At 77.2% G+C, this 4,645-nt stretch carries 5 protein-coding genes; all 5 read left to right on the forward strand.

Translation table 11 applies throughout. The annotated features are described in order from the left end of the window. A partial coding sequence (locus DQW06_RS10690) for a YraN family protein (protein WP_117198374.1) occupies positions 1-329 on the forward strand: 329 nt, incomplete at its 5' end. After that, complete coding sequence (locus DQW06_RS10695) at positions 329-1,852, forward strand: YifB family Mg chelatase-like AAA ATPase (RefSeq protein WP_013151289.1); 1,524 nt, start codon at positions 329-331, stop codon at positions 1,850-1,852. The genes DQW06_RS10690 and DQW06_RS10695, both read left to right, overlap by 1 nt. A 32-nt stretch (positions 1,853-1,884) precedes the next feature. Beyond that, positions 1,885-3,051 carry a DNA-processing protein DprA gene (locus DQW06_RS10700; protein ID WP_117198375.1) on the forward strand — a complete coding sequence of 389 codons (1,167 nt, stop codon included), beginning with the start codon at positions 1,885-1,887 and terminating at the stop codon, positions 3,049-3,051. A gap of 346 nt (positions 3,052-3,397) precedes the next feature. Beyond that, positions 3,398-3,754: a RidA family protein gene (locus tag DQW06_RS10705; RefSeq protein ID WP_013151291.1), complete on the forward strand. Its 357-nt coding sequence runs from the start codon at positions 3,398-3,400 to the stop codon at positions 3,752-3,754. 2 nt (positions 3,755-3,756) lie between these two features. Further along, positions 3,757-4,626, forward strand: coding sequence for a tyrosine recombinase XerC (locus DQW06_RS10710; RefSeq protein WP_013151292.1), 870 nt, complete (start codon positions 3,757-3,759; stop codon positions 4,624-4,626). Positions 4,627-4,645: the final 19 nt, after the last annotated feature.

The following is a 4,645-nucleotide window of genomic DNA, read 5'->3' on the forward strand; positions in this document are numbered from 1 at the left end:
GCCGCGGCGAGGACCTCGCCGCGGCCTTCCTCCGACGCGCCGGGATGCGGGTGGTCGCCCGCAACTGGCGCATCCCCGACGGGGAGATCGACATCGTCGCCCGGGACGGCCCCGTCCTGGTCGTCGCGGAGGTCAAGACCCGTACCTCCGTCCGGCACGGGCACCCGGTGGAGGCCATCACCCCCGACAAGAGGCGCCGCCTGCGCCGCCTCGGACACGCCTGGGCGGTCCGGCACCGGGTGCCCGCCCACCCCCTGCGTGTGGACGGCGTCTGCGTCCTGATCAGCGGCGGGCGCGTGTTCGTCTCCCATGAGCGGGGGATGGCATGATGACGCTCGCCCGCACCCGCTGCATCGCCCTGCTGGGCGTCCAGGGGCACATCGTCGAGGTGGAGGTGCACCTGGGCGGCGGCGACTTCGGGGTGACCCTGGTGGGGCTGCCCGACGCCGCGCTCCGCGAGGCCAGGGACCGCATCCGCGCCGCCGTCGTCAACAGCGGCGAGGAGTGGCCCAGCGGCCAGATCGTCATCAGCCTGTCCCCGGCCAGCCTGCCCAAGTCCGGGAGCCTGTTCGACCTGGCCATCGCCGCCGCCGTCCTCGCCGCGGCGGGCTCGGTGCCGGTGGAGCGGCTGGAGGACAGCGTCCTCATCGCGGAACTCGGCCTGGACGGCCGGGCACGGCCGGTGCTGGGGGTCCTCCCGGCGGTCGTGTCGGCCGCCGAGCAGGGCTACCGCAGGTTCGTCGTCGCGCGGGGGAACGCCGCCGAGGCCCGGCTGGTGCCCGGCGCCGAGGTGACGGCGGTGGACAGCCTGATGGACCTGTGCCAGTGGCTGCGCGGGGAGTACTTTCCCGAGGCGCACGAGGCGGAGGCCGTGCCCCGTCCCCGGGAGCCGCGCGGCCAGGGGCCCGACCTGTCCGACGTCCTGGGGCAGCCGGTGGCCCGCCGCGCGGTGGAGATCGCCGCGGCCGGCGGCCACAACCTCATGATGCTGGGGCCTCCCGGCACCGGCAAGAGCCTGCTCGCCGAACGCCTGCCCACCGTGCTGCCCCCGCTCAGCCCCGCCGAGGCGCTGGAGGCCACCGCGATCCACTCGGTGGCGGGCATGCTGCCGCCCGGCGCGCCCCTGGTCACCGCGCCCCCCTTCGCGGCTCCGCACCACACCTCCACCCGGGCCTCGATCATCGGCGGGGGCAGCGGCTACCCCACGCCCGGCTGGGTGTCCAAGGCCCACCGCGGCGTGCTCTTCGTCGACGAGGCCCCGCAGTTCGGGCGCGGGGTGCTGGACTCCCTGCGCGAACCCCTGGAGCGCGGCGAGGTGGTCCTGGCCCGCGCCTCCTCGACGGTGACCTTCCCGGCCCGCTTCCAGCTGGTGATGGCCGCCAACCCCTGCCCCTGCGCCAAACCCGGCGCCCTGTGCACCTGCCCCGCCGGTGAGCGGCGCCGCTACTTCTCCCGCCTGTCCGGGCCCCTGCTGGACCGGATCGACCTCAAGGTGGAGCTGCAACCGGTGTCGAGGGCCGAGCTGCTCGCCGACCGCGCCTTCGCCGAGTCCTCCGAGGTGGTGGCCGCCCGGGTGGAGAAGGCCCGCGCCCGCGCCGCCGAGCGGCTGGCGCACACGCCCTGGACCACCAACGCGGCCATCCCCGGGGCGCAGCTGCGCCGGGAGTTCCCGGTGGAGACCGCCGCGCTGCGGGTGCTGGGCAGAGCGATGGACCTCGGACAGATCAGCGCCCGGGGGGTGGACCGCGCCCTGCGGGTCGCCTGGACCCTGGCCGACCTCGCCGACCGGGACCGCCCCGGCGAGGAGGAGGCGGCCTACGCCTTCGCGCTCTGGGCGGGGCGCGCGTGGTGAACACGGACACGACGGAGGAGAGCGGGGGGACGGTGCGGGACGCGGAGGACGAGGCGGACGCGCGGGCGCGGGCCTGCCTGACGGCGGTGGCCCCGCCGGGGGACCTGTGGCTGGGGGCGATGCTCGCCGAGCACGGCGCGGAACGGGTGTGGGCGCTGCTGGCGGCGGGGGCGCACCCGCCGCCGGTGCCTGTCGAAGCCGGGGAGGACGGCCCGGGACCGGAGGCGCAGACCCTTCTGGAACGCAGGTGGGCGCGGTGGGGCGCCGCGGCGCGGGCGGTGGACCCCGACGGGCTGCTCGGCGACTCGGCGGCGGCCGGCATCCGCTTCGTGGCCCCGCGGGACCCCGAGTGGCCGGGCCGCCTCGACGAACTGGACCTGCCCGGAGGGCGGCGCTCGCACGGACTGTGGGTGCGCGGCGCGGGGGACCTGCGTCACCTGTGCCTGCGCTCGGTGGCCGTGGTGGGCGCGCGCTCGGCCACGCCCTACGGGGAGCACGTGGCGGCGGAGATGGCCTACGAGCTGGCCGAGCGCGCGGTCGTGGTGGTCTCCGGCGGCGCCTACGGGATCGACGGGGCCGCGCACCGGGCGGCCCAGGCCCACGGCGGCACGGTCGTGGTGCTGGCCTGCGGGCTGGACGTGGACTACCCGCGCGGGCACGCGGGCCTGTTCGCCGACGTCGCCCGCACCGGGGTGCTGGTGAGCGAGCGGCCGGTGGGCGCCACCCCGCGCGCACCGGACTTCCTCGTACGCAACCGGCTGATCGCCGCGCTCACCCCGGGCACGGTGGTGGTGGAGGCCGGACGGCGTAGCGGTGCCCTCAACACCGCCTCGCACGCGGCCGAGCTCAACCGGGCGCTGATGGCGGTCCCCGGCCCGGTCACCTCGGGGATGTCGGTGGGCTGCCACCTGCTGCTCCGAGACTGGAACGCGAGCTGCGTCACCTGCGCGGACGACGTCGTCGCCCAGGTGAGCGCGCTGGGTGAGCTGCCGCCGGAGTCCGGGCCGCTGCGGGTGTCGGCCGAGCTCGACCAGGACAGCGCCCGCGTCCTGGCGGCGGTGCCCAGGTCCGGCGCCGGGCCCGCGGTGATCGCCGTGGCCAGCGGGACCCGTCTGGAGAGGACCCTGCGCTCCCTGGGGATGCTGGCCGCGGCCGGACTGGTGGAGCGCTGTCCGTCGGGCTGGCGGCTGCCGCAGTGAGCGGGCGGAGGCCGCGACCGGCAAGCCGGTTCCCGGCGTGCGCCGCGGGGTCGGGGCGGTCAGGGGCCGCCGGACGGCCGCCGGGGCCGTGCGGCACCGTGGACGGCTACGGCCGCCGGGCCTGGCGAAGACGGGTCCCGCGCGCCGCGTACGCTCCGTGGTCCGCTCCCGCCACATCCGGTCTTCGGCCCGGGCGGGGCGAAGCGGTGGCGGAACTCCATCCGGGCTACCCGCGGTCCCGGGGGCGGCACGCGCGGGGGCGGAGCCGGTACGCGGTCCCGGGGGCGGCACGCGGACCGGCGTGCGGCGACGGTAGCGCGCCCCGCATGACGGGTACGGTGACGCCATGACCAAACCCTACAGTGACGCCCTGGTGGCGGACGGGCCGCTGTTGTTCGTCTCCGGACAGACCCCCGAGGGGCCCGGGGGAGAGGTCGCCGGGGACATCGGGGGGCAGACGCGCCAGATCTTCCGCAACCTGGAGGCCGTCCTGTCCCGCCACGGCGCGGATCTGGGCCACCTGGTCAAGCTCACCTACTACCTGCGCCACATCTCCGACCTGGAGGAGTTCCGCTCCGCCCTGCTGGAGTGCCTGCCCGACGGGCACCTGCCCGCCGCCTCCCTGGTGGAGGTGAGCGGACTGGTCGACCCCACCCACCTCGTGGAGGTCGAGGGGGTCGCCTGTCTGCCCTCCGGGAGGTAGGCGTGCTGGAGAGCTTCGCCGCGCACCTGTCGGGCGAGCTGGGGCGCTCGCCCCACACCGTGCGCGGCTACCTGGCCGACCTGCGCTCCCTCCTGGCACACCTGGAGGAGCGGGGGCGGAGCGTGCGGGACCTGGACGTGGACCTGGTGCGCGGGTGGCTGTCCCGTGCCCGCGACGCGGGCGCGAGCCGCGCCACCGTGGCCCGCCGCGTGGCCGCCGTCCGCGCGTTCACCCGGTTCCTGCACCGCGAGGGCGTGCTGGCGGCCGACCCCGGCCCGCGCCTGGCCAGCCCGGCGCAGCAGCGCTCCCTGCCCACGGTGCTCGACGAGCGCCAGGCCGCCGCGGCGCTCGCGGGGGAGACCGAGGGCACCCCGACCGGCCTGCGCCGCCGCGCGGTGGTGGAGACGCTCTACGCCACCGGCGTGCGCGTCGCCGAGCTGTGCGCTCTGGACCTCGCCGACGTGGACCGCGAACGCGACACCGTGCGCGTCCTGGGCAAGGGGGCCAAGGAGCGCACGGTTCCCGTGGGCGGTCCGGCCCTGGACGCCCTCGACGCCTGGCTGAGCGGCGGCCGCCCGGAGATGGCGGGCGCCACCAGCGGCTCCGCGCTGTTCCTGGGGGCGCGGGGCGGCCGCCTGGGCGTCCGCCAGGCCCGCGAGGACGTGCACGCCCACCTGCGCGCCGTCGGTGCGGACAGCGCGCCGCACGGTCTGCGGCACAGCGCGGCCACCCACCTGCTCAACGGCGGCGCCGACCTGCGCAGCGTGCAGGAGTTCCTGGGCCACGCCAGCCCGCGCAGCACGCAGATCTACACCCACGTGTCCGTGGAGCGCCTGCGCGACACCTACCGCCGGGCCCACCCCCGCGCCTGACCGCTCCCCGCGCCGCCTC

The sequence above is a fragment of the Nocardiopsis sp. TNDT3 genome (genome assembly GCF_003427465.1).
Lineage (GTDB): Bacteria > Actinomycetota > Actinomycetes > Streptosporangiales > Streptosporangiaceae > Nocardiopsis > Nocardiopsis dassonvillei.